This window comes from Ectothiorhodospira mobilis (assembly GCF_900114895.1).
Taxonomy (GTDB): Bacteria; Pseudomonadota; Gammaproteobacteria; order Ectothiorhodospirales; family Ectothiorhodospiraceae; genus Ectothiorhodospira; species Ectothiorhodospira mobilis_A.
Window position 1 is genome coordinate 65,385 of sequence record NZ_FOUO01000005.1, and the last position, 24,272, is coordinate 89,656.

Annotated in this window: 17 protein-coding genes; 6 read left to right on the top strand and 11 right to left on the bottom strand. The window is 69.4% G+C overall.

Annotated elements, in window-relative coordinates; all coding sequences use genetic code 11:
• Window positions 1–214: 214 nt before the first annotated feature.
• Entirely contained in the window at window positions 215–1,153 is a 939-nt protein-coding gene (locus BM214_RS05295; RefSeq protein ID WP_143096354.1) for a DMT family transporter, read from the top strand.
• On the opposite strand, the gene BM214_RS05300 is transcribed toward BM214_RS05295, so the two are convergent.
• A complete protein-coding gene (locus BM214_RS05300) occupies window positions 1,132–1,713 on the bottom strand; it encodes a hypothetical protein (RefSeq protein WP_090484250.1) in 582 nt (193 codons plus the stop codon). The two genes, BM214_RS05295 and BM214_RS05300, sit on opposite strands and share 22 nt — an antisense overlap.
• A 78-nt stretch (window positions 1,714–1,791) precedes the next feature.
• On the bottom strand, window positions 1,792–2,061 hold the full coding sequence (locus BM214_RS05305; protein ID WP_090484252.1) for an Lrp/AsnC family transcriptional regulator: 270 nt from the start codon (window positions 2,059–2,061) through the stop codon (window positions 1,792–1,794).
• Between the two features lie 208 nt (window positions 2,062–2,269).
• Here BM214_RS05305 and pth point away from each other — a divergent pair, with 208 nt between their 5' ends.
• Complete coding sequence (pth, locus tag BM214_RS05310; protein WP_090484254.1) at window positions 2,270–4,147, top strand: aminoacyl-tRNA hydrolase; 1,878 nt, start codon at window positions 2,270–2,272, stop codon at window positions 4,145–4,147.
• Here the strand turns inward: pth and BM214_RS12970 are convergent.
• Complete coding sequence (locus BM214_RS12970; protein ID WP_143096356.1) at window positions 4,144–5,457, bottom strand: HDOD domain-containing protein; 1,314 nt, start codon at window positions 5,455–5,457, stop codon at window positions 4,144–4,146. The genes pth and BM214_RS12970 overlap by 4 nt on opposite strands.
• Before the next feature lie 216 nt (window positions 5,458–5,673).
• Between BM214_RS12970 and BM214_RS05320 the strand changes: the two genes are divergently transcribed.
• On the top strand, window positions 5,674–6,108 hold the full coding sequence (locus BM214_RS05320; RefSeq protein ID WP_090484258.1) for a hypothetical protein: 435 nt from the start codon (window positions 5,674–5,676) through the stop codon (window positions 6,106–6,108).
• A 202-nt stretch (window positions 6,109–6,310) separates the two neighbouring features.
• Here the strand turns inward: BM214_RS05320 and BM214_RS05325 are convergent, their stop codons facing one another.
• Window positions 6,311–7,687, bottom strand: a complete 1,377-nt coding sequence (locus tag BM214_RS05325; protein WP_090484260.1) for a ribulose-bisphosphate carboxylase — start codon at window positions 7,685–7,687, stop codon at window positions 6,311–6,313.
• 332 nt (window positions 7,688–8,019) lie between these two features.
• Here BM214_RS05325 and BM214_RS05330 point away from each other — a divergent pair, with 332 nt between their 5' ends.
• From BM214_RS05330 to BM214_RS05340, 3 genes are all read left to right on the top strand, one after another.
• Entirely contained in the window at window positions 8,020–8,562 is a 543-nt protein-coding gene (locus tag BM214_RS05330; RefSeq protein WP_090484261.1) for a carbonic anhydrase, read from the top strand.
• Between the two features lie 336 nt (window positions 8,563–8,898).
• Entirely contained in the window at window positions 8,899–11,685 is a 2,787-nt protein-coding gene (locus BM214_RS12500; protein ID WP_090484263.1) for a bifunctional diguanylate cyclase/phosphodiesterase, read from the top strand.
• A 165-nt stretch (window positions 11,686–11,850) separates the two neighbouring features.
• Complete coding sequence (locus BM214_RS05340) at window positions 11,851–15,036, top strand: sensor domain-containing protein (RefSeq protein WP_090484266.1); 3,186 nt, start codon at window positions 11,851–11,853, stop codon at window positions 15,034–15,036.
• A gap of 67 nt (window positions 15,037–15,103) precedes the next feature.
• On the opposite strand, the gene BM214_RS05345 is transcribed toward BM214_RS05340, so the two are convergent.
• From BM214_RS05345 to BM214_RS05375, 7 genes are all read right to left on the bottom strand, one after another.
• Window positions 15,104–18,124, bottom strand: coding sequence for a chemotaxis protein CheB (locus BM214_RS05345; RefSeq protein WP_090484268.1), 3,021 nt, complete (start codon window positions 18,122–18,124; stop codon window positions 15,104–15,106).
• A 187-nt stretch (window positions 18,125–18,311) separates the two neighbouring features.
• Window positions 18,312–20,231: a methyl-accepting chemotaxis protein gene (locus tag BM214_RS05350; RefSeq protein WP_090484270.1), complete on the bottom strand. Its 1,920-nt coding sequence runs from the start codon at window positions 20,229–20,231 to the stop codon at window positions 18,312–18,314.
• A gap of 195 nt (window positions 20,232–20,426) precedes the next feature.
• Window positions 20,427–22,025 carry a peptide chain release factor 3 gene (locus BM214_RS05355; protein ID WP_090484272.1) on the bottom strand — a complete coding sequence of 533 codons (1,599 nt, stop codon included), beginning with the start codon at window positions 22,023–22,025 and terminating at the stop codon, window positions 20,427–20,429.
• 133 nt (window positions 22,026–22,158) lie between these two features.
• The gene (locus BM214_RS05360) at window positions 22,159–22,662 is read right to left on the bottom strand and encodes a DUF3106 domain-containing protein (RefSeq protein WP_090484274.1); all 504 of its coding nucleotides are present in this window, start codon (window positions 22,660–22,662) and stop codon (window positions 22,159–22,161) included.
• Window positions 22,659–23,036 (bottom strand): hypothetical protein, encoded by a 378-nt coding sequence (locus BM214_RS05365; RefSeq protein WP_090484276.1) that lies wholly within the window; start codon window positions 23,034–23,036, stop codon window positions 22,659–22,661. Before BM214_RS05365 ends, BM214_RS05360 begins: the two co-directional genes overlap by 4 nt.
• Entirely contained in the window at window positions 23,033–23,632 is a 600-nt protein-coding gene (locus tag BM214_RS05370) for an RNA polymerase sigma factor (protein WP_244887855.1), read from the bottom strand. The genes BM214_RS05365 and BM214_RS05370 overlap by 4 nt, the downstream gene beginning before the upstream one ends.
• Window positions 23,633–23,653: 21 nt before the next feature.
• Window positions 23,654–24,133, bottom strand: coding sequence for a hypothetical protein (locus BM214_RS05375; protein ID WP_143096358.1), 480 nt, complete (start codon window positions 24,131–24,133; stop codon window positions 23,654–23,656).
• Between the last annotated feature and the right edge of the window lie 139 nt (window positions 24,134–24,272).

Below are 24,272 nucleotides of genomic sequence, written 5' to 3' on the forward strand. Positions count from 1 at the left end.
TCCACTATGCCGCCCCGCCGCCGGGAGGAAAACCCCGCACCGGCTGCAGCCGGGATCTCCATGCCATCCCCCCACCGTTTGCGCGGGTGCGGGCGGCGCCCCCTTGGGGAACCCATCCGGCCCCGGATCCGGACGCATTTCTTCTCCGGCAGGCATTGGGCATTGCGGTGTCTGCAGGAATATAATGAACGGTTTTCCTTCCGGAATGGCTGCCATGTCCCTCCAACCCGCTCCAACCCAACCCATGCCTTCCCACGACGGCCACGCACTGGCCGTGGCGGCGCTATTGTTCGGGGCCGGGCTATGGGGCTGCTTCTGGTATCCCCTGCGGGCCCTGGAGGCGGCGGGGCTGCCGGGTCTATGGGCCGTGGCCTTCATCTATCTGGGGGCAACCCTGGTGGGGCTGGCGGCGGCGCGGCATCACCTGGGCTGGCTGCGGCAGGCACCGCTGCGGGTGGCGGGCATCGCCCTCACCTCCGGCCTCTCGGGCACGGCCTTCAGCCTGGGCATGATCCACGGGGAGGTGGCCCGGGTGATGCTGTTCTTCTATCTCTCCCCGGTGTGGTCGGTGCTCCTGGCCCGTCTGTTTTTGGGGGAACACCTGACGGCCCCCGCCGTCACCGCCCTGCTGCTGGCCCTGGGGGGCGCGGTGGTGATGCTCTGGCCCGGCCAGGCGGCCCTGCAGATCATGCCGGCGGATCTGCTGGGACTGGTGGCGGGCATGGCCTTTGCTACCACCAACACCCAGGTGCGCCATGCCCGCGGGCTGCCCCTGCGCATCAAGACCCTGGCCGCCTGGGCCGGGGCCCCCTTCCTGGCGGCGGGCAGCGCCGGGGCCCTGGGCATGGCCCTGGTGGCGGATCCCAGGATCATCGCCCTGGCGCTTTTGCTGGGGATGGTCATGATGACCGCCATGACCGTGACGGTGCAGATCGGCGTCACCCGGCTGCCGGTGCGCCAGTCCTCCGTGATCCTGGTCTTCGAGCTGGTGGCGGGGGCCCTGTCCGCCGCATGGCTGGCAGGCGAGCACATGGGCCTCCAGGAATGGCTGGGCGGGGGACTGATCGTGGCCGGCGCCCTGGTAGCCGGACGGCCGGCCCCGCGGGGGCGGCCTGCGCCCCGGGGAAAAAGTCACAGGGCCCAGAGCAGGTAGGTGCTGATGGCGCCGAAGGCCATCAGGGCCGCCATGGCCCAGGGGGCCAGGGCCTCCGCCTCCCCCTCGCGCCGCTGGCGGAAGGCCGGACTCAGGCGGTAACGCAGGGCGAAGACCAGGGCATAGCCCAGCATCGCCGCCGAGGGGACGTACACCAGCATGAGCAGCCCCCCCCAGACCATGAACGGCGGCCGCGTCTGCACCAGGATATACACCAGGGTCCACCAGAAGGCGGTCAGGGCCAGGGGCACGGCGGCGATGAGGGGATTGAAGGGAGAGGGCTCCAGCAGACGCTCCCGCCAGGGCAGGCCTTTGCGACCGCCGCGGGCCCCCTCCTTGGGGATCCCCCCCTGCCCGTCCGGGTGCGGCGAACCCTCACTGCGACCCTGGGCCAGATGCCGGTCATAGCGTTCCGCGGCCGTGTTGAGATAACGGGCCCGGGCCTCGTTGGGATCCCGGCCGCAGGCCTCCAGGCACTGCTGCCACAGGTTCTCGTTGCGGTTTTCCTCGAGTTCGCGGGCGGCCAGGAGCCAGGCCTCGCGGTAGTGGATACTGCTCATGACTTCACACACTCCCGCCCCGCCCGGCGTCCGGGCAGGGGATGACATGGACTGGATGGCGCGGTGATGAATGCGCGCTCAGACGGAGAACATGGCCTCCAGATCATGCCGGGAATAGGCCTTGAAGGCCAGCAGGGTCTGGGTCTTGGCGATGCCGTCGATGGTGAGCAGGCGTTCCGTCACCAACTGCGCCAGGGCCTCGTTCTCCCGCACGCGGGCGATGGCGATCAGGTCGTAGGGCCCGCTCACGGAGAACACCTCGGAGATGGCCGGCATGTCCGCCAGCTCCGAGGCCACCTCGTTGACCCGGGTGCGTTCCACGTTGATGAGGATGATGGCGGTGAGCATGACAACGGGCTCCTGTGATGAAAGGGGGGCGGCGGGAGCACTTCAAAATACCCGATCCCGGGGCCGGGATGCGACTCCCGCCGCGCGGGGATTGCAAAACGCCGGCACCCGATCTATCAAAGCCTGGGCAGTAAAGCAGACTCGTATCCCAACCAGGGCCGAATGGCGGGGAGTGATGCCCCGCGCCTTTCTCATACAGGGGAACCCCATGGACCTCAAGACCCGCCTCCATCAGGCCCTGGCCTGGCGCCGCCAGCTCTGGCACGAACGCACCCGGGTGCTGCGGGCCCGCCTGCGCCGACCGCAGCTGTGGCGCACCAGCTTCGTCGGCATCACGGGATCGGTGGGCAAGACCACCGCCAAGGACCTGGCGGTGGCCGTGCTGCAGCAACGGGGCCCCACCCGGGGCAATGCCCTGGGACTGAACTACCTGGGTGACATGGCCGGCATGCTGCTGGCCCTGCCCCGGGACACCCGCTTCGCGGTGCTGGAGGTGGCCACCAGCGGTCCCGGGACCATCGATGCGCGCGTCCGTCTGCTGCGTCCCCGCATCGCGGCCATGACCGTGATCGGCCGGGACCACATCAAACGCTTCGGCGGCTCCCAGGAGGCCATCGCCGAGGAGAAGGCCAAGCTCATCCAGGCCCTGCCCGCAGACGGGGTCGCCGTGCTCAACCGCGACGACCCCCTGATCCGTGCCCTGGGGGGGCGCACACCGGTGCAAAAACTCTGGTTCGGCACCGCCGAGGACGCCCACCTGCGCCTGCTCTGCGCCCGCTCCGACTACCCGGAGCCCCTGATCCTGCAACTGGCCTACGAGGGGCGGGAGTACACCTGCCGCACCGCCCTGCACGGCACCCATCTGGCCGTGCCAGTGCTGACCGCCCTGGGCATCGGCCTGGCCGCCGGCCTTTCCCTGGGGGAGGCCATGGCCGGACTGGCCGGGGCCCACCCCGCCCCCGGGCGCATGCAGGTGGTGCCCACACCCGAGGGGATCACCTTCCTGCGGGATGACTACAAGGCCCCCCACTGGACCCTGCCCCCCACCCTGGCCTTCCTGCAGGGCGCCCGGGCCCGGCGCAAGGTGGCCGTCGTCGGCACCCTCTCGGACTCCTCCCTGTCCGCCTCCAAGCTCTATCCCAAGGTGGCCCGGCGCATGCGGGAGGTGGCCGACCGGGTGGTCTTCGTGGGCCCCCATGCCCTGCGCGCCCTGAAGGCCCGCACCCACGCGGACGATCGCCAGCTGGTGGGTTTTACGGACCTCCTGGATGCCCACCATTACCTGCGCGCGGAGCTGCGCGAAGGGGATCTGGTGCTGCTCAAGGGGACCAACCGCATGGATCACCTGGTACGCCTGATCCTGGCCCGGCATCAGCCCATCACCTGCTGGGTACAGGACTGCGGCAGGAACACCTTCTGCGACCGCTGCCCCCTGCGCCAGCGCACGGACTCCAGGGCAACCCCGATGGACCGCGTGTCGGGGGGGATGGACCCCGCTGGGTTGGAACCCGATGGCGAAGGGGCGGGAGGGGCCCCCACCTCCCCCGCCTGGCTGCTGGTGGGGCTGGGTAACCCGGGGGCGGAACACGACGGCACCCCCCACAACCTGGGGGCCGACGTGCTGCAACGCCTGGCCGATGGAACCCCGGTAGAATGGCACCCCGTGCCGGAAGGCCGCATCGCCCGCACCCGCATCGCAAGGCGGGAGGTGATCCTGTTCCGTCCGGGCAGCGCCGTGAACCGGAGCGGGGCCATGGTGGAGGCCCTGCGCCGGCGCCTGGGGGTGGACGGGCGGCGGGTCATGGTGATCCACGACGACATGGACCTGCCCCTGGCGGAGGTGCGCCTCAAGCCCAGCGGCAGTGACGGCGGCCACAAGGGCCTGCGCTCCCTCTTCGCGGCCCTGGGCAACGACGGCTTCATGCCCCGCATCCGGGTCGGCGCGCGCCGCCCGGACCAGGGGGACGGGGACGCCCGCGAGCAGGTCCTGCGCCCGTTCAGCACCGGGGACCGCGCCGGGGTGGAGGCCGCCTTGGAGCGCGCCGCCGCACTGGTCCAGCGGACGCTGCACGAGGCCCCTGACTAACCCCGGGCGGGATGGGCCTCGAAGCGGTTCAGCACCTGGTCCAGGAAGGGGATCCGCCCTTCCGCATCCGGTTCCGGCAGATCCAGGGCATGGAAGGACAGGGTCTCGTCGTAGCGCGGCTGCACCTGGGCATCCCCCCGGTAGAAGGCCTGCATGTAGCGGCTGGCCACGTTGACGATATCCGCCTCCGGGTGCTCCGGATCCAGACCGCTCTGGTTGCTGGCGTGGCGGATGGCCGTGGTCACCTCCGGCCCGAAACGCCAGTGGGTGGCGATCATCTCCCCCACAAAGGGATAGACCTCCTCGATGAGGGCAAAGGCCCGCTCATCCCCCAGATCCTCCTGGCGCTCGGCGATATAGGTGGCGGCGCCGAACTTGCCGATCTGGGAGAGCATCCCCACCAGCAGGACGTTCTCCGGGTCCTCCAGCCCCAGGCGGGCGGCCATGGCGTGGGCCAGGGCGGCGATCACCCGGCTCTCGCTGCGCAACTGGCGCACGAAGCGATCGAAACGCGGACAGCCCACGGTGAACACCTCGTCCAGGAAGACCACCAGGACGATCTTCTTCATGCGGGTGAGCCCCATGCGCACCACCGCCTCGCGGATGGTGGAGACCTCGTGCATGCCGGTGAACAGGGCGCTGTTGGCGGCGCGGATCACCGTGGCGGTGAGGGTTACGTCCTCCCGCACCAGGGCCTCCACCGCCTCGACACTGACCTGGGGATCCTCCAGCAGTGTCCGTGCCCGCATGGCCGTATCGGGCAGGCTGGGCAGACGGAAGCGGTCCCCGGCGATGTCCGCGCTGATGGCCTGCAGCAGCGACGCGGCATCCGGGGAGATGGCGGCCTCCAGATGGATATCCACCCCGCCCCGGGCCTTGCGGTGCTTCTGCAGGGCGTCGAACAGGTTGCGGTCCACCCGGATCACCCGGGCACCCCCGGGGAAGTCCGCCCCTTCCACCCCCACATCCAGGGGGAGCAGCTCCCGTGCATGGCGATCCGCCTCGGCCCTCTTCTGCATGGCGCCGTCCTCGCCGAAGATGCGGACCTCCCCGGAGAGCAGGTAGTACCTCCAGCGGGTCTCTTCCATGACCCGCAAATACAGCCCCGCAGGGGCCTCCATGAGCCGAGCCTTGCGCGCGATGACCTTGAGGGTCTCCGCGTCCTGATCCCGGAAATCGGCATACGCCCCAAGGATCTGGGGGGAAACCCCCTGCGGCAGCGGCCGCAGGCCCGCCTTCCGGTCGGATTGGGGATGCGCCGGCTCCCCGTCCCTGCCGGCGCCTTTGAAGAATCGCTTGAGCATGTTCATGGCTTGTCCGAGGCTTTTTGGGAGCCCGGGCGGGGAAGGGAAAGGGGGCTGTACACGCCCGGGGAGGACATTCTAACCGCTGCCGACCCCCGAGGGGGCCGGTCCTGAAAAACCCCGGTTCCGGAAGGTCAAACCATGGGGCGGGAATATTGATCTGGATCGAAACCGCGACAGGGCGGCGCCGACACCCGGCCGTGCCTGGTCTAGGCTTGGATCATGGACGACGCCCCCCTGTTCCTGCCCCGCCCTGAGGCGGACCGGCTCCTGGATGCACTCCGGGATGCCGGCTATGGCCGTGTGCGCGGCCCGGTGGCCCGGGACGGGACCGTGGTGCTCGCCCCCATCCAAAACTGGGACGATCTGCCCGCCGGTCTGCGGGACGAACAGGCCCCGGGGCACTACCGCCTCGCCCCCGGGGAAGACCCATGTTGCTTCGCCTGGGCCAACGGGCCCCAGGCCCTCAAACCCCTCACCTTCGCCCCCCGGGAGGTGCTGTGGCGGGCCCGGCGCGACGCCGACGGGGGGCTGCACTTCCAGCCCGCCGACCCCTCCCCCGAGCCCTGCGCCGTGATCGGCGCCCAGCCCTGCGACCTGGCGGCCCTCGAGTTGCAGGAACGGCACTTCCTCCACGCTTACTATGGCCTCTGCTAACGTCTGGTAGTCCATCCCGTCGCCTCTCGACGCCGGTAACACCGTGGCAGACCCAGACCTCCCAGGGTAAGACGTGCGACCTTCCCGCTTATGCCCGTCGGATATACGGCATGGTATTCCGTGCAAGTTTTGGGATTTGAGGTACCACCCTCAGGAACAGCTGCGGGGCCCCATGCAGGCCCCGCACCACCCCGCCGGGCCCTTACAGGCCCAGCCGCTGGCGCCAGCCGGGGAAGAGCTTGTCGGCGTCCCAGTGGAAGGTCTGGAAGGCACCGCGCAGCTCGGCGTGGTCCTTGGCGTAATCCACCAGGTCGATGCCGGCCATCCAGGCATCCCGGGCCTGACGCAGGGACAGGGCCCCGGCCACCGGGCCGTCCTTGTGACCGAAGGCGCCGCCGCCGGAGGTCTGGATGACATTGCAATGGCCCAGGTTATCGAAGAAGCCGGGCAGACGCAGGGCGTTCATGCCCCCGGAGATGATGGGGGTGGTGGGCATCATGCCGTACCATTTCTGGTGATAGAACAGGCCCTCGGACTCCTCGTTCTCCAGCATATGGGCCAGGAGCTTGTCCTCCGGCGCCCCTTCCATCTTGCCAAAGCCCATGGTGCCGGTATGGATGCCGGAGGCCCCCTGCAGGCGGGACATCTTCATATGCACCAGGGTGTTGTAGCCACGCTTGGCCTGGGGGCTGGTGACGGCCCCGTGGCCGGCGCGGTGATAGTGCAGGAACTGGTTGGGGAAGTAGCGGCGGCAGGTGGTCACCGCGCTGGGGCCGGCCACATAGCCGTCCACCAGGAAGGCCACATGGGAGGCGTTCTCGCCGAACTGCTCCAGGATGTACTCGCCGCGGGCGATCATCTCAAAGGGATCGTCGGCGGTGATGTTGGCGGAGAACAGCTTGGCCTCGCCGGTCTCGTCCTGGGCGCGGCGCATGGCATCGGCCACCGCCGGGATCACCTCCTTGAGGGGGCAGAAGACCTGGTTGCCCTGGGGCTCGTCGTTCTTGATGAAGTCCCCGCCGAGCCAGAACTGGTGGCAGGCATCGGCGAAGGGCTGGGGCCGCAGGCCCAGCTTGGGCTTGATGATGGTGCCCACCACCATGCCGCCGTTGTCCACGTCCCGGCCCAGGACCTTCCACATGTCGCGGATGTTCATGGCCGGGCCGTCAAACAGGTTCAGCAGGGCCGGGGGCATGTAGAAGTCCAGCATCTTGGCGTATTCCACGTCACCCATGCCCTGATTGTTGCCGATGGTCAGGGTCAGGAAGGAGGCGATCATGGCCCGCCCGTCCTTGATGTTGCGGTCGAAGAGCTCGATGGGATAGGCGATCTTCATCAGCTCCTTCGCCTCGTCGATCTCATAGACCAGGGCGTCCACGCCGCGGGTGAAGTCGTCCGTGGTGCTCACCTCCACGTTGGTCCCCGTGGAGGACTCGGCGGCAAAGTGGGCGGCGGTGGACAGGTAATCCCCGAAGCCTTCCCGCGGCTTCATCAGGTAGGCGCACAGGACGTGGCGGCCACCCCGGATGAGATCGCCCTCGTTCAGATCGAGACGGGCATAGCGGCTGGATTGATCCATGGATTCAGTTCCCCTTTGAGCGGTTCAAACCGATTTTTTTGATGGAAATCATTCTGCGCAAGTGTCGGTCCACTTGACGAACGAACGACACGGTAGGCCCCGGACACCCCAATGACAATCACGATTTATTATGATCACTATAAGAATATTTTTATGGTGCATTGCACATAAGACGCCAAGAACCCCCTCCCCCTCGACATCACCCCGGTCCGCGCTAAAATAATCACCTAAAAACCCCATATCCCCAAAAAGAATAAAACACCCCGGATGACATCCCTCCCGGCCCGCCGATCGCCGGGAAAAACCCGCAAGAAAAGATGAGGTGAAACCCCATGGGAAAAACCCCCGAAGACACCCCCGTCCTGGTGGAAAAGGAACGCCGCCGTTTCCTGCAACTGGCGGCCCTGGGGGCCGGCGCCAGCCTGCTGGCCACCACCTCCTGGGTCCCTGAGGCCCGGGCCGCAGGGGAGACCGAGGCCCTGCTGCTCACCTGCATGGACTTCCGGCTCATGGACGAGATCGAGCGCTACATGACCTACCGCGGCCTGCGCGACAAGTACGATCACATGATCCTGGCGGGGGCCTCCCTGGGGGCCCTGACGGAGCGCTACCCCGCCTGGAACAAGACCTTCTGGCAGCACCTGGAGATCTCCATCCAGTTGCACCACATCCGCCGCGTGATCCTCCTGGATCACCGGGACTGCGGTGCCTACAAGACCTTCCTGGGGGATGCGCACACCGAGACGCCGGAACGGGAGGCCAAAACCCACGCCCAGTACCTGCACGAACTGGCGCGCCAGGTCCGCATGAAACACCCGGAACTGGAGGTGGAGACCCTGCTCATGGACCTCAACGGCAAGGTGGAGGCCATCTGAAACGTCTTCTGAAGACCGGGGCTGAAGACCGGGGCGGCCGCGGCCGCCCCCTCCGCTGCAAACCCCGGCCCCGGCGCAACTCCACCGCCCCCCCGCAATGAGGTTACCCCCTCCCTGCCTCACCGGTGGCAGTGGTGCCGTGCCGCGAGGTGCATGTAGACTGTATCCATGGGCATCCGGTGCCGGTCCACGCGTACCCGCCTGATTCATCGGCAGCCCGGTATTCACTCCAAGCGGCCCCGCGGAGCCGGGCCAGTCCCAGTGGACGCCGCCGGCGTGGCTGGAGCGCACGCCGGCGATGGCGGTCGGATCCCCTTCCGACCAAGGACAGGCGTGTTGAAAGCATCGTTCCTGAAGGCCCTGCGTCCCGCGCCCGGCGCCCTGGTTCCGTGCCTCATCTGCGGCCTCTTCTGCCTGCTGCTGGCGGCGGGGATCGCCTGGGAACTGGCCACCACCCGGGAACGGGACCTGGCCACGGCCCGGGAAAACACCCGCGCCACCGGCATGCTGGTGGGGGAATGGCTGGTGGGGGCCTTCCAGGCCTCGGACCTGCTGCTGCAGGGGATCTCCCGGGACCTCACCCAGGGCCACGCCCCACCGCCCCGGGAACGGTCGGCCTGGCTGGAGGACCGGCGCAGCCTGCTGCCCAACGCCCGGGCCCTGAGCCTGTTCGATGCCCAGGGCCGGCTCCTGCACACCACCCTGGAAGACCTGCCCCCGGACTACCGCATCGCCGACTACGACCACTTCCAGCAGGTCGCGAAGGCGGATGCAGACGGCCGCGGGCACGTCTCCAGGGCCTTTGTCTCCACCCGCAATGGCACGGAATTCACCGTGGCCCAGACCCGGGCCCTGCAACATCCCGACGGGACCCTCGCCGGGGTCCTGGAACTGCGCCTGGAACTGGATTTCTTCGACCCCTGGCTGCAGCGCATCGACCTGCCCCAGGGCCACAGCCTCACCATCACCGACGACCAGGGCCGCCTCCTGGCCCGCCGACCCCGGGAGGAGGTGCAGGATTTCGGTCACCACCTGGGGCAGCGACTCGACGAACCCGCCCTGAACCGGCTCATCCGCTCGGACCGGCAGAGCCTCACCGCCACCGTCCTCTCGCCGGTGGACGGCCGGCGGCGCATCTACACCGGCTACAAGGTCCCCGACCTGCCCTTCCTGGTGCTGGCCGGCGAGCCCTACGACACGGTGATGGCCGCCTGGTGGCGCAAGTTCTGGATCCTGACCCTGGGCGGGCTGGCGGTGGCGGCCCTGAGCCTTTTGGTGCTGCGGGGCTACCTGCGCACCGCCCGCTACGACCGCCAGCTCCAGGCGAGTCATGAATCCCTGCAGCGCATGAACCGGGCCCTGAAGCAGGAGATCGGCGAACGCCGTGAGGCGGAGCGGGCCATCAAGGCCAGCGAGGCGCGCTTCCGCGCCCTGTTCGACAACTCCCTCAGCGGCGTGGCGGTGCACGAACTGATCCTGGACGAGGCGGGCCAGGCCACGGACTACGTCTTCACCCTGGTCAACCCCGCCTTCGAGCGCCACACGGGCATCCCCGTCTCCGTGGTGCTGGGGCGGCGGGCCACGGAACTCTTCCCGGCCGCAGAACTGGAACCCCTCATCGCCCGCTACGCCCGGGTGGGCCTGGAGGGGGAGTCCATCACCTTCGAGCAGTACATGCCCTCTTCCGGGCAACACTTCAGCATCGGCGCCTTCCAGACGGGCCCCGGGCGCTTCGCCGCCATCATCGACAACATCACCGCCCGTAAGCAGGCCGAGGACGAGATCCGCACCCTGGCCTTCTTCGACCCCCTCACCCACCTGCCCAACCGCCGCCTGCTCATGGACCGGCTGGACCAGGCCCTGACCGCCGCGGCCCGCACCCGGCACCACGGGGCCCTGCTGTTCATCGACCTGGACCAATTCAAGGTCCTCAACGACACCCTGGGCCACGACCAGGGGGACAGCCTGCTCATCCAGGTGGCGGAACGCATCCGCGACTGCGTTCGGGACGTGGACAGCGTCGCCCGCCTGGGCGGCGACGAGTTCGTGGTCATGCTGCCGGATCTGGGCGCGGACCGGGCGGCGGCGGCCACCCGGGCCGAGGGGGTCGCGGAGAAGATCCTGTCCGCCCTGAACGTGCCCTATCCCCTCTGCGGCCGGGAATACCACACCACGGCCAGCATCGGCATCACCCTGATGGAGCCCCGCGGCATGCGCGTGGACGAGGTGATGAAACGGGCGGACCTGGCCATGTACCAATCCAAGTCCGCCGGGCGCAACACCCTGCGCTTCTTCGACCCCAGCATGCAGGCCATGATCAGCGCCCGCGCCGCCCTGGAGGCGGACCTGCGCCGCGCCCTCCAGGAGGAGGCCTTTCAGCTGCATTACCAGCCCCTGGTGGACGATGCCGGACACATCACCGGCGCGGAAGCCCTGCTGCGCTGGGACCATCCTGAGCGCGGCCCGGTGCCCCCGTCGGAGTTCATCCCCCTGGCCGAGGAGACGGGACTGATCCTGCCCCTGGGGCAATGGGTGCTGGACCGGGCCTGCGCCCAACTGGCCACCTGGGCGCGGGATCCCCGGCGCCGGGGGATGCGTCTGGCGGTGAACGTCAGCCCCCGCCAGTTCCGCGACCCCCGGTTCACCGCAGGGGTGCTCGAGGCCATCGACCGCCACGGCGCCCCCGGCGGCCAACTCACCCTGGAGATCACCGAGAGCCTGCTGCTGGAGGACGTGGAGGACACCATCGCCAAGATGAGGATCTTGAGGGAACGAGGCGTGGGCTTCGCCCTGGACGACTTCGGTACCGGCTATTCCTCCCTCACCTACCTCAAGCGCCTGCCCCTGGACGCGGTGAAGATCGACCGCTCCTTCGTGCGGGATGTGCTCACCGACACCAACGATGCCGCCATCGCCCGCACCATCCTGGCCCTGGCCGGGGCCCTGGGGCTGCGGGTCATTGCAGAGGGGGTGGAGACCCAGGAACAATGGGCCTGGCTCCGCCACCAGGGATGCCAGGCCCACCAGGGGTATCTGTTCGGCCATCCGGTACCCGCCGATGTCCTCCCCGAGGGGCAGACCGAACCGGCGCAGGCGCAGCGGCGCGCCGGCGGGGAGGCCTGATGGGGGCGGCGGGGCGGCAACTGCAGTATCATGGGCACGGCGCCATTGCGTGAAGCAGTTCACAAGCCCCAAGATATGCGCACCAAATACCCGATGAACGGCCCGCAGCCGCCCGCTTCCCCGCAACGACCGGTGCCTGCGCCCCCCTGCGCCGGACCATGAGCCATGGCCCGAAGGATCCCCGACAACCCGCAACCGGCCACCATCCGCGAGCGCGCCCGCCAGGCCCTGCGCCGGGGGGAGTTCGACCTGGCGCAACAGTTGCTGGAACAGGGCGACCTGGATCTGGGGCAGATCACCGAGCAGCTGCGCATCTACCAGGCGGAACTGGAGATCCAGAACGCCGAACTGCGGGAATCCCAGCAGGTGGCGGAACAGGCCCTGACCCGCTACCGGGGCCTGTTCTCCGGGATCCCCGTGGCCGCCCTGGTGGTGGACCGCACGGGCCTGGTGCTGGAGTGCAACGAACACGCCGCCGGGCTCTTCGGGCTGGACAGCCGCCACCTGCGCCACCACTTCCTGGGGCGCCTCATCCACCGCCAGGACGAGATGGCCCTGAACCGCACCCTGGGCCAGGCGGAGGAGGCGGGCAAGGGGCTGGCCTCCCAGGTGACCTTCCTGCGGGCCACCGGCGGCAGCTTCAACGGTGAACTCCACGTCGCCCCCCTGGGTCCCGATGCCCAGGGCCGCCACCATTTCGTCTGCGCCGTGGTGGACCTCACCGAGCGCATCCACCAGGAACAGGCCATGGAGCGGGCCCATGCACGCCTGCGCCAGAGCGAGCAGCGCTACCGCATCCTGGCGGACTACTCCCCGGTCTGGGACTACTGGTTCGGCCCCGAAGGCCGCTACCGCTACGTCTCCCCCGCCTGCCAGGGGGTGAGCGGGCACCCGCCACAGGATTTTATCGAGGACCCGGAGTTGTTCCCCCGCCTGCTGCTGCCCGGGGACCGGGAGCGCTGGCAGAACCACGAACAACAGGTGCTGGAGGAGGACGCCGACGCCCCCCACGAACGCATGGAGCTGCGCATCCAGCGCCCGGACGGCGAGATCCGCTGGATCGAGCATGAATGCCGCGCGGTGCTGGAGGAGGACGGCGGCTACCAGGGCCGGCGCGGCATCAATCGCGACGTCACCGACCGCAAGCGGGCGGAACTGGAGGTGGCCCAGGTCAGCCTGCTCTATGCCACCCTGAGCGCGGTGAACCAGGCCATCATCCGCATCGAGGACGAACAGCGCCTGCTGGACAACCTGGTGCGCATCGCCGTGCAGCACGGCGGCTTCTCCGGCTGCATCATCAGCCTCTGCCCCGAGGAAGGGGCGGTGCCCGTGCCCCGGGCCGTGAACGGGGTCCCGCCACAGAAAGTGCCCTCCCTGCCCATGGAGGAGGCCTGGGAGCTCATCAACCGCCAGTCCTATGTCTACGCCAACCGTGACGACCCCGGTGCCCCCGAGGCCTGGAGCCGCTGGGCGCAGCACAACGGCGTGCAGACCTTCGGCCACTACCCCCTCATCCGTGGCCATCGCCTGGTGGGGGTGGCCACCTTCCTCTCCGCCACCCGCGAGGCCTTCAACCCCCAGGTGGACCGGCTGGTGCAGGACATCACCGAGGACTTCTCCTACGCCCTGCAGCACCTGGAGCTGGAGAAGAAGCGCCGCGCCAACGAGGAGCGCCTGCGCCTGGCCGATCAGGTCTTTCAGGCCGCCGATGAGGGCATCATGGTCACCGACACCGCCGGTCACATCGTGGCGGTGAACCCCGCCTTCACCCACATCACCGGCTACGAAGAGGACGAGGTGAAGGGTCGCCGGCCCACCTTCCTGCAGTCGGGCCGCCAGGACGCCACCTTCTACCAGAACCTGTGGAGCACCCTGCTGGGCACCGGCCACTGGCGCGGCGAGATCTGGAACCGGCGCAAGAACGGCGAGGTGTACCCGGAATGGCTCACCATCAGCGCCGTGCCCGGGGAATCGGGGCAGATCGAGCACTACGTGGGGGTATTCAGCGACATCGGCCAGGTGAAGGAGGCCCAGCAGCAGCTGGAGTTCATGGCCCACTACGACCCCCTCACCGGCCTGGCCAACCGCGTCCTGTTTCGCGACCGCCTGCGCCAGGCCCTGCGCCGGGTGCGGCGCCATGGCACCTCCCTGGTGCTGCTGTTCATCGACCTGGACCGCTTCAAGACCATCAACGACACCCTGGGCCACAACCTGGGGGACCAGTTGCTGCAGACCGTGGCGCGGCGCATGGAGCACACCACCCGCGCCTCGGACACCCTCAGCCGCCTGGGGGGGGACGAGTTCGTGCTGCTGCTGGACGGCGAGATGAGCCGGGACGACATCCAGACCCTGTGCCGCAAGCTGCTGAAGATCCTCGAGGAGCCCATGCACCTGGATGGCCACGAGGTAGCGGTGAGCGCCAGCATCGGCATCGCCACCTACCCGGAGGACGGCGAGGACGCCGACACCCTGCTCAAGCACGCGGACCTGGCCATGTACGAGGCCAAGACCCACGGCCGCAACGGCTATGAATTCTTCGCCCCCAACCTCTCCGAGGGGGTGCTGGACCGGCTGAAGATGGAATCCGCCCTGCGCGGCGCCTCCGCCCGGGACGAACTGCGGGTGCACTACCAGCCCCAGGTGGACCTGCGGGACCGTTCCCTGCTGGGGGTGGAGGCCCTGGTGCGCTGGCAGCACCCGGCCCTGGGACTCATCTCCCCCGGGCACTTCATCGCCCTGGCCGAGGAGATGGGGGTGATCGGGGAGATCGGGGCCTGGGTCCTGCGGGAGGCCTGCCGCCAGATGCGGACCTGGCGGAACGCCGGCTTCCATGTGCCCCAGGTGGCGGTGAACCTGTCCGTGCAGCAACTGGAACGGGAATCCCTGGTGGAACGGGTGCAGGATGCCCTGGGGGACTACGATCTGCCCCCCCAATGCCTGGAACTGGAGGTGACCGAATCCCTCATCATGAGGGCCCCGGAGAAGACCCTGTCGGTCCTCCAGCAACTCAAGGAGATGGGGGTGAAGCTGGCGGTGGACGACTTCGGCACCGGCTACTCCTCCCTTTCCTATCTCAAGCGCCTGCCCCTGGACCGGCTCAAGATCGACCGCTCCTTCATCCAGGACGTGGGCCGGGACCCCAATGGCGAGGCCATCATCCGCGCGGTCATCGGCCTGGGCCAGACCCTGGGCCTGGAGACGGTGGCCGAGGGCATCGAGCAGGAGGGCCAGGGGGCCTTCCTGCTGCGGGAGGGCTGCCACATGGGGCAGGGCTTCCTCTTCGGCCGGCCGCGGCCCGCGGCGGAATGGGAAGCGGACTGGGAGAGCGCCCCCCAGGACGGGTCCGGCTGAACCGGCTCCGAATCCCCTACGTTGGCACCGCCAGATCCCTTCCCCGGCCAGGGCCGTGGGGACGGGGTCAGTCCCGGGCGCGGGTGATCCAGTCGGTGATCTCCAGACGGCTGATGATGGCCCCGCCCTCGGGGTGGTGCAGCTTGCCCACGTGCACCAGAAACGCGGGGGCACCCGGCCCCTCCCCCTGCCGGTACTCCAGGGCAAAGCCCTCGCAACGGTCCTGCAGGACCCGCTGCAGTTCCCGCGCCATCCGCTCCCCGGCGCCGTCCGCCTCCATGCGGCCATCGCGGCAGCGCTGCAGGAAGTCCTCCCCCGGTTCGGGCACCCCCATGGGGTCCTTGGGATGGGCCCGGGCGTAGGCCCGCCAGGCGGTATTCACCATCTGCACCCGGCCCTCCCGGTCCAGCACCGCCACCTGGTGGGCCTGGGAATCCAGCACCGCCTGCAGCCGGGCCACGTCCCGCACCGAGGTGATGTCCACCAGGGTCATCACCGCGCCGCGGCTGGCCTGCCCCTCCAGGGTGTAGGGCAGGATGCGAAGCAGGTAATAGCGGCCCGAGGCGGAGGGCACCTCGTGTTCGCAGGGGCGCCCCTCCCGAAGGCTCAGGCGCAGGTCCTGCATCAGCTCCGGGTAATCCAGGCTGTGGGTGAAATCGTCGATGGGCCGGCCCACGTCCCCGTCCCGGATCTTGAAGATCTGCTGCACCTCGGGGGTGAAGCGGGTGATGCGCAGGGACTCGTCCAGGAACAGGGTGGCGATGGAGGCCGCCTTGGCCATGCTGTCCAGGTCCGCATTCAGGCGGTTGAGGATCTGGATCTTCTCCTGGTTCTCGGCGTTGACGGTGTAGAGCTCCTCGTTCACCGACTGCAGTTCCTCGTTGGAGCTCTGCAGTTCCTCGTTGGCGGCCATCATCTCCTCGTTGGTGGCCTGGAGTTCCTCGTTGGAGGCCTCCAGTTCCTCGATGGTGGCCTGCAGGCTCTCCCGCGTGGCCGCCAGTTCCTGCTCCAGGGAGTGGATGCGCTCCATGGCCTCAGCGTTCATGTCCAGGGCCTGGGGGGCCTCCCCGTCCCCGGCGGGGGGCTCCTCCTGGGCCTCGAAGGACAGCAGCAGGAACGGGGCGTTGCGGTCCTCCCCGTCCAGGCGGCGCGCGCTCAGGCGCAGGCGCGCCGCGCTGCCGTCCGGTAGCTGAAAGCGCCCGGCCTCCGAACGGATGGGCTCATCGCTCTTCATGGCGCGGCGCAGCAGGGCCTGGGCCACGGGCACGATGCCGGAGGGCAGAAGCCGGGAGACCTCCAGGGTGATGCTGCCGGAGGGGAAGTGCAGATAACGCTGGGCGTCCCCGAAGATATGGATCAGCTCCATGGCATCGGACAGCAGGATGCTGGGGGGGGCGTGATCCCGCAGCAAGGCATGCTGCGCCGACTCGATGGCGGAGGCATCCCGGGAACGGGCGGCTGCGCCCGCTGGCGGGCGGGATGGCCTGGTGGTCCCCTGGCGGCCCCCGGGAGGGGGACCCGAGAGTCGGGTGTCCACCGGCAGGGTGGCGCTGCGCAGCATCTGGAAGAGCTTGTGCTTGCTGCTCACCGGGGTGAAGTCCGGCCCCAGGGCCCCCAGGGACTCGCTGGTGCCCAGGAAGAGATACCCCCCCGGGGCCAGGGCGTACTGCAGGCGGCGCAGGGCGCGCTCCTGGGTGGCCGGAAGGAAGTAGATGAGTACGTTGCGGCAGCACACCAGGTCCATGCGGGTGAAGGGCGGATCCTCCACCAGGTTGTGGCGGGCGAACACCAGGGTCTGGCGCAGTTCCGGCCGCACCACGAAGTGGCTGCCCCGCTTGATGAAGAAGCGCTCCAGGCGCTCCGGGGAGACCTCCGCCATGATGGCCTCGGAGAAGGTGCCGGCACTGGCGGCGTCCACGTTCTTCTGCTCCACGTCGGTGGCGAAGATCTTGATGTCCGGCCAGCGCTGCAGCCGTTCGAAGGCCTCGGCGAAGAGCATGGCCACGGAATAGGCCTCCTCGCCGGTGGACATGCCCGCCACCCAGACGCGGATGGGATGGGCCTCGCTGGCCTGGCGCACGATGGCGTCCACCGCCCGCTCGGCCAGAACCTCGAAGGCGTCGGGGTCGCGGAAGAAGTTGGTCACGGGGATGAGGATCTCCCGGCGCAGCACCGAGACCTCCCCGGAATCCGCCTCCAGCAGTTCCAGGTAGTGCTCGAAATCCGGCACATGGCGCACCTGCATGCGCCGTTCGATGCGCCGCAGCACCGTGGCGGGCTTGTAGTCCCGGAAATTGACCCCGCCATGGTTGTGCAGCAGGTGGAAGATCCCCTCCAGGGCCGAACCCGTATCCAGTTCCCCGCTGGCGCGCGGGGGAGGGGGCACCTGGGTGTCCGGCTTTTGCTGGATATGGTCCCGGATGCGCGCCCCCAGGGCATCCGGCGGCAGCACCTCGTCCACCAGGCCGGTGGCGATGATGCTGCGGGGCATGCCGTCGAACTTGGCGCTCTCCGGGTCCTGGGCCAGCAACAGGCCGCCGGCGTCGTTGATGGCCACGGAGCCGCGGGTGCCGTCGGAGCCCGTGCCCGAGAGGATCACGCCGATGGCGCGGTCGCCGAACTCCCGCGCCAGGGAGGAGAAGAACAGGTCGATGGGCAGGGACAGGGCCCCGGGGTTCTTGGGGCTCAGGCGCAGTTGCCCGTCCACCACGGTCATGAGATTGCCCGGGGGGATCAGGTAGATGGTCTCCGCCCGGATCGCCATGGCGTCCTCCACCGTCTGCACCGGCATGCGGGTGTGCCGCGACAGGAGGTTGCCCATCAGGCTCTTGTGGTCGGGGGAGAGGTGCTGCACCACCACGAAGGCGGCCCCGGTCCCCTCGGGCATGGCCTCGAAGAGCTGTTCCAGGGCCTCCAGCCCCCCGGCGGAGGCCCCCACCCCCACCACATGCCCTTGGAAACCGGTCCCTTCCTGTGGCGGCAGTGCATCCGGGGCCTCCAGGCGGGCCAGTTCCGCCTCATCCGGGGCTGCCAGCCGCGGGGTCGGGGTATGTTCCAGGGCCTTGGGGTCTTCGCGGGAGGGGGTCATGAATGGCCGTCGCCCATGGTTGCAGGTGGCCCCCATTGTAGAGCAAGGGGATCCCCGCGGGCACCGCGGCCACGGCCGCCGGCGGACTCGGTCCAGCCCGGCCATGGGCGCGCACCCGCTTAGGGCGCGCGCAGGCCGACCCCGCACCTCCGGCGGGGGGCGGGAAAGGACGCGCCGGGGCGGGGCATCAGTAGCGGAAACGGCCCACCAGGCCCTGCAGCTCCCGGGTCAGACGCGCCAGTTCCTCGCCGCTGCCGGCGGTCTGCTTCGCGCCCTCGGCGGTCTCTTCGGAGATGTCGTTGATGTGCACCAGGTTGCGGTTGATCTCGTCCGCCACCGTGCTCTGTTCCTCCGCCGCCGAGGCGATCTGCGCGTTCATGTCGGAGATGCGGCTCACCGCATCGGTGATACTGGAGAGGGCCTGCTCGGCGCTGCCCGCCTGCTCCACGGTACCCGAGGCCCGGTTGCGCCCCTGCTCCATGACCTGTACGGACTCCCGCGCCGCCTGCTGCAGCTGTTCGATCATGCCCTGGATCTCCTGGGTGGAGTCCTGGGTGCGGCTGGCCAGGGTGCGCACCTCGTCCGCCACCACGGCAAAACCCCGGCCCGCCTCCCCGGCCCGGGCCGCCTCGATGGCGGCGTTCAGGGCCAGCAGGTTGGTCTGCTCGGCGATGCCCCGGATCACGTCCAGCACGGCACCGATGCCCTCGGAGTCCTTGCCCAGGCGATTGATGCTCTCCGCGGCCCGGTTCACGTCCTCGGCCAATTGACGGATGGACTGCATGGTCTCCTGCACCACCCGTGAGCCCTCGCCGGCACTGCCATCCGCCTCGCGGGCCGCCTCGGCGGCGTACTCGGCGTTGCGCGCCACATCCTGCACCGTGGAGGTCATCTCGTTCATGGCGGTGACCACCTGCTCGATCTCCGTGCGCTGGCGCTGCATGCCCTCGTTGGTGCGCGCGGTGACCGTGTTCATCTGCTCCGAGGCGGCGGCCAGGTGTTCGGTGGATCCCCCCACCTGCCGCACCGTCTCCTGCACCCGCTCGGCAAAGCGGTTGAAGGCGGCCGCCATTTCGGCGATCTCGTCCCGCCCCCCGGACTCCAGGCGGCGGGTGAGGTCCCCCTCCCCTTCGGCGATGTCCCGCATGGCCTCCACGGCGCGCTGCATGGGGCGGGTGATGGTGCGCCCCATGAACCAGGCGGTGGCCAGTCCCGCCAGCAGGGCCAGCAGCCCCACCCCCAGGACGGTGTTGCGGGCCATGGCCGCCGCCTGCACGTAGTAGCTGCGGTCCAGGGAGACCGCCAGCACCCCGACGGGCTCGCCGGAGTAGTCCTGCACCGGCGCGGCGTAGACGGCCACCGGATCCTCGCCCAGGCGGGCGGTTGTGAAGGCCTCACCCGTATCCAGGGCCCCCCGCAGGGCATCTTCGGGCATGAGATCCGCGGATCGCCAGGTGCTGGCAAAGGGCTCCAGGCGGCCCTCCCGCAGGGTATGCAGGGCGATGTGCATCCCGACCCCGGACCACTCATCGCGAATCTGCTGAAAGAAGGGTTCCCCGAAGGACATGCCCAGTTCCAGGGAGCCCACCTGCTCCCCGGCATGGCGCACCGGCACCACGCCGCGGATGCCCAGGCCCGCAACGCCGCTCTCCAGCCCGCGCACCGGCCGGCCCGTGCGGTTCACCTCCACCACCGTGTGGCGGAAACCGGAGAGGTCATCACCGAATTTCTCGGGCCGGTGCAGGCGCAGGAAGGAGGTGGCGGGGGCGGTGTGGAACTGGAACTGGCGCACCGCATACTCTTCCCTGAGGTAGTCGTGCATGGGTAGCAGCAGTTGCCGCAGGGCTTCCCGATCCCGCTGCGCGAAGCGCCGGGTGATGCTGTCCAGCTGGGCCAGGGCCCCGGAGACGGCCGCACCCACCTTGGCCTCGGCATCGATGCGACCGACGATCTCGTCGTGCAGGGCCCGCAGTTCCCGCTCTTCCGCCTCGCGGATGATCCCGTTCAACTGGCCCACCACCAGGGGCAGCAGGACCGCCAGCATCACCACCAGGGTCAGGGCCACCCCCAGGATCAGCCGCTGGCCGATGCGAAGACGTTGCAGCATGACGAGCACTCCCTGTTGCTTGTAAAAGCGGCTTCCGGGCACGCCCGCAGGTGTGCACGGCGGACCCGCCGGCCGGTGTATCCCTTGTGGCGGCCGGGCCCGGAGAAAGTTGAGTCTTCGCAACCGATCCAGCCCATGGGCCCCGCAAGCAAGGGCGGCTCATGCCCCTGATTGCGGGATCCTTGACCAGGGGGATCAGTTCCCGCCGATGCCGTGCTCCCGGGTGGCGCTGAACTCGATCTCCGGCCACTTCTCCTGGGCCATCTGCAGGTTCACCCGCGTGGGGGCGATGTACACCAGGTCCCCCCCGTGGTCGATGGCCAGGTTGCTGGCGGCCTTGTCCTTGAACTGCTCCAGCTTGCGTTCATCCTCCGAGGTCACCCAGCGGGCCGTGTTCACGTTCACGTTCTCGAAGCTGGCGTCCACGTTGTATTCCGTCTTGAGGCGATGGGCCACCACATCGAACTGCAGCACCCCCACGGCGCCAAGGATCAGGTCGTTGTTGGTGAGGGGCTTGAACAACTGGGTGGCCCCCTCCTCGCACAACTGCTGCAGGCCCTTTTGCAGCTGTTTCATCTTCAGCGGGTCCCGCAGCTGGGCGCGGCGGAAGAGCTCGGGGGCGAAGTTGGGGATGCCGGTGAAGGCCAGTTTCTCCCCCTGGGTGAAGGTATCGCCGATGCGGATGGTGCCGTGGTTGTGGATGCCGATGATGTCCCCGGGGAAGGCCTCTTCCGTGTGTTCCCGGTCCGAGGCCAGGAAGGTGAGGGCATCGGCGATGCGCACGTCCTTGCCGATGCGCACGTGGTGCAGCTTCGAGCCCTTCTTGAAGCTGCCGGAGCAGATGCGCATGAAGGCGATGCGGTCCCGGTGCTGCGGGTCCATATTGGCCTGGATCTTGAACACGAAGCCGGAGAAGGTCTCCTCTTCCGGCAACACCTCGCGGCTCTCCGTGGCCCGGGGCCGCGGCGACGGGGCGTATTCCACGAAGTCGTCCAGCAGCTCCTGCAGGCCGAAGTTGTTGATGGCCGAACCGAAGAAGACCGGGGTGAGGCGGCCTTCCAGGTAGGCCTGCAGATCGAACGCGTGGGAGGCCCCCATCACCAGTTCCAGCTCCTCGCGCAGCTCCCGGGCCTGATCCCCCAGCACCTCGTCCAGGCGCGGGTTGTCCAGGCCCTGGATCACCTCCCCCTGCTGCATCTTGCCGCCGTGGGTGGGGGAGAACAGGTGCACCGCGTCGCGGCGGATGTGGTAGACCCCCTTGAAGCGCTTGCCCATGCCGATGGGCCAGGTCACGGGGGCGCAGGGGATCTTCAGCACCTCCTCCACCTCGTCCATGAGCTCGATGGGCTCTCGGCCTTCCCGGTCCAGCTTGTTGATGAAGGTCATGATGGGGGTGTCCCGCAGGCGGCACACCTCCATGAGCTTGATGGTGCGCTCCTCCACGCCCTTGGCCACGTCGATCACCATCAGGGCCGAGTCCACGGCGGTGAGGGTGCGGTAGGTGTCCTCGGAGAAGTCCTGGTGCCCTGGGGTGTCCAGCAGGTTGACGATGCGGTCCTTGTAGGGAAACTGCATCACCGAGGAGGTGACGGAGATGCCGCGCTGCTTCTCCAGCTCCATCCAGTCGGAGGTGGCGTGGCGGTCGGACTTGCGCCCCTTGACGGTCCCCGCCAGCTGGATGGCGCCGCCGTAGAGCAGGAGCTTCTCGGTGACGGTGGTCTTACCCGCGTCCGGGTGGGAAATGATGGCGAAGGTGCGCCGGCGGGCGGTCTCGGTGGCGTGCTTGGATGGCATGGGGGCGTCTGCAATGGGGCTTGATGAAACCCGCTATTGTACCGGCCCCGGCCGGGGCGCGGCCATCCCAGGCCCCGGCCGGGGCCCCACGCCGGCATGGGGCGTGCAGTCCCGACGGGGACTCCCGCCGTCCCTAGCGGCAATGTCCGCGCAAGCCCCCCGGCGGACCGCCGTTCCCCCCATGGGGGCCCTGGCGGTGCTGGCGCAGCCGCTCGCGCTGCTGGGGGGAGAGGTCCTCCCAGCGCTCGCGCAGCTGCCGGCGATGTTCCGGCGGGAGCTGGCGGTAGCGCTCCCAGCGCTGGCGCAGGGCCTGGCGCTCCGCCTCGGTCATGGACTGCAATCGCCGGTGGTGATCGCGGATACGCTCCCGCTCCTGCGGCGATAGATCCCGCCAGCGCTCCAGGCGCTGGGCGATGCGCTGGCGCTGCTCCGGGTCCATCTCCCGCCAGCGCCCGGCCATCTCCAGGAGGCGGCGGCGGTGCTCCTCGGAGAGCCCGTCCCAGGCCTCCTCCATGGGCGCCAGCACGGTGCGCTGCCCGGCGTCCAGATCCGACCAGTCCGGCACCCCCTGCGCCATCGCCCCTCCCCAGGGCAGGCAGAGCAGGGCACCGGCCAGAAGAAGGGCCGCGGCCCTCATGGCTGCGACTCCGCGGCCCAGACGAGGAAGGCGGGATCGTCCAGATCCTCCACCCAGAAGGGGTCCTCGTCCGCGGTCATGAGCCAGTCCCAGTCCTGGGGCTCGGCCAGGGCCGCGGGCAGGGGCTGCGGACCCTGGGGGAAGGGGCCGAGGGCGACCCCCAGGGCAACGGTCAGCACCAGGGAGGCCGCCAGGGCCAGGCGCCCCACGGGCAGTTCCGGCAGGGCCAGGGGCAGGCGGCGCACGGGCCGCTGCAGGGCCTCGCGCCGGGCACGGCCCAGGCGCGCCCGTTCCGCGGGGGTCAGCCCCGCCTGTTGATCCAGGGTCCGGCCGATGCGCCGAAGCAGCGCGTCATGGTGTTCTCCGGTATTCATCGGTAGGCCTCCAGTTGGCCCTGCAGGGTCTGCAGGGCACGATGCAGATGGGTCTTCACGCTCCCCTCGGTGATGCCCAGAGCGGCGGCGGTGGCCGCCGTGTCCAGGCCCTCCCAGTGGCGCAGCAGGAAGGCCTGCTGCTGGCGCAGGGGCAGGGCCCGCAGGGCGGTCTCCAGATCGCGGGCGAAGCGCCCGTCCGCCAGGGCCCGGTCCGGCCCGGGGGTGGCGGGGTCGGGGAAGGCGGCCATGGGGTCCTCCTCCCCCTCCTCCCCGGACCCGCCCCGGCCCAGGACCGCCATCACCCGCTGGCGCACCCGCCTGCGGCGGTAGGTATCCCGGATGCGGTTTTGCAGGATGCGCCAGAACAGGGGCCCCCAGGAGCCGGATGGCCGCTGCCGGTAACGGGTGATGAAGGCGGTCATGGCGTCCTGCACCAGGTCCAGGGCGGCCTCCCGGTCGTCCAGGGCCAGGGCCGCCATGCGCACGGCCCGGCCCTGGATCCCCTCCAGGAAGGCGTCCAGCGTGGGGGCGGCCTCGGCCTCCATGGACGCGGCCGGTGGGAGCGGCCCGTCATCCATGGCACCGACATCCGGCATGGATGTGTCCATACCCCCGGCTCAGCCCTGCCGCTCCAGCCATGCCCGGCGCTCGGCGGGATCCATGTCCCGCAACCGGTCGCGCATCTCCAGGCGCTCCTCGGGGGACATCCCCCACAAGGTCTCGCGCAGGGCCTGCCGCGCCTCCGGGTCCATGGGCCCGGGACGGGTATCCATGGCTCGATCCTGACCGCGGCGGTTCCCGGCAGAGGTGCAGTCCCCCGGACCGCCCGAGCCGGGGCGGCCATCCTTCATCTCCCGGCCGGCGCCTGGGCCCTTGTCCTGACACGGCCCCGAGGGATCCCCCATGGCCTGGCGCGGCTTGTTGCTCCCGCTCATGCCGGCGCAGGGGCGGTCGTTGTCCATGCGTGCCCCGGGGCCACCGGGGGCGGCCTGTGCGTGACCGGCGGCGGCCAGGACCAGGACCAGGCACAGGCACAGGCCTGCCGCGGCGGTGCGCCTGGGGCGCGGGGGATGGCCAGGGAATCTTCTTGCGTTCATGACGGTATGCTCCTTCCGGTTGCGGTGTTGTGATGCGTTCATGGGGGGAATACGCACCACAATGGTTGCGGTTGACCCGGATCCGGGCATCGGGGTTGCATCAATCTCAGTTGCATTGTGTCAACCCGGGGACTCCTAT

Excerpts from the sequence above, each read along its gene's own strand:
- BM214_RS05295 (WP_143096354.1), top strand. The coding sequence starts at position 215 with ATGTCCCTCCAACCCGCTCCAACCCAACCCATGCCTTCCCACGACGGC.
- BM214_RS05300 (WP_090484250.1), bottom strand. The coding sequence starts at position 1,713 with ATGAGCAGTATCCACTACCGCGAGGCCTGGCTCCTGGCCGCCCGCGAA.
- BM214_RS05305 (WP_090484252.1), bottom strand. The coding sequence starts at position 2,061 with ATGCTCACCGCCATCATCCTCATCAACGTGGAACGCACCCGGGTCAAC.
- pth (WP_090484254.1), top strand. The coding sequence starts at position 2,270 with ATGGACCTCAAGACCCGCCTCCATCAGGCCCTGGCCTGGCGCCGCCAG.
- BM214_RS12970 (WP_143096356.1), bottom strand. The coding sequence starts at position 5,457 with ATGAACATGCTCAAGCGATTCTTCAAAGGCGCCGGCAGGGACGGGGAG.
- BM214_RS05320 (WP_090484258.1), top strand. The coding sequence starts at position 5,674 with ATGGACGACGCCCCCCTGTTCCTGCCCCGCCCTGAGGCGGACCGGCTC.
- BM214_RS05325 (WP_090484260.1), bottom strand. The coding sequence starts at position 7,687 with ATGGATCAATCCAGCCGCTATGCCCGTCTCGATCTGAACGAGGGCGAT.
- BM214_RS05330 (WP_090484261.1), top strand. The coding sequence starts at position 8,020 with ATGGGAAAAACCCCCGAAGACACCCCCGTCCTGGTGGAAAAGGAACGC.
- BM214_RS05340 (WP_090484266.1), top strand. The coding sequence starts at position 11,851 with ATGGCCCGAAGGATCCCCGACAACCCGCAACCGGCCACCATCCGCGAG.
- BM214_RS05345 (WP_090484268.1), bottom strand. The coding sequence starts at position 18,124 with ATGACCCCCTCCCGCGAAGACCCCAAGGCCCTGGAACATACCCCGACC.
- BM214_RS05350 (WP_090484270.1), bottom strand. The coding sequence starts at position 20,231 with ATGCTGCAACGTCTTCGCATCGGCCAGCGGCTGATCCTGGGGGTGGCC.
- BM214_RS05355 (WP_090484272.1), bottom strand. The coding sequence starts at position 22,025 with ATGCCATCCAAGCACGCCACCGAGACCGCCCGCCGGCGCACCTTCGCC.
- BM214_RS05360 (WP_090484274.1), bottom strand. The coding sequence starts at position 22,662 with ATGAGGGCCGCGGCCCTTCTTCTGGCCGGTGCCCTGCTCTGCCTGCCC.
- BM214_RS05365 (WP_090484276.1), bottom strand. The coding sequence starts at position 23,036 with ATGAATACCGGAGAACACCATGACGCGCTGCTTCGGCGCATCGGCCGG.
- BM214_RS05370 (WP_244887855.1), bottom strand. The coding sequence starts at position 23,632 with ATGCCGGATGTCGGTGCCATGGATGACGGGCCGCTCCCACCGGCCGCG.
- BM214_RS05375 (WP_143096358.1), bottom strand. The coding sequence starts at position 24,133 with ATGAACGCAAGAAGATTCCCTGGCCATCCCCCGCGCCCCAGGCGCACC.